This window comes from Lactococcus sp. DD01, from assembly GCF_001578715.1.
Lineage (GTDB): Bacteria > Bacillota > Bacilli > Lactobacillales > Streptococcaceae > Lactococcus > Lactococcus petauri.
Map to the genome: position 1 here is coordinate 1 of NZ_KQ968972.1, position 232 is coordinate 232.

General features: G+C 39.7%; 1 tRNA gene. It reads left to right on the forward strand.

Annotation, left to right across the window (positions count from 1 at the left end):
• Positions 1-120 precede the first annotated feature (120 nt).
• A tRNA-Ser gene (locus LACDD01_RS11365) sits at positions 121-208 on the forward strand.
• Positions 209-232: the final 24 nt, after the last annotated feature.

Consider the following 232-nt stretch of genomic DNA (forward strand, 5'->3'; position numbering starts at 1 on the left):
AAGTTCGGCTGAAGGGAACGGTCTTGAAAACCGTCAGGCGGATAAAACCGTGCGTGGGTTCGAATCCCACATCCTCCTTTCCAAAGTTTACAGACATAATACTATGTTTGTTTTTTTTATGGAGAATTACTCAAGAGGCTGAAGAGGACGGTTTGCTAAATCGTTAGATCAAGAAATTGGTGCATGGGTTCGAATCCCATATTCTCCTTTCTCTAAAAATTAAGTATAAAAA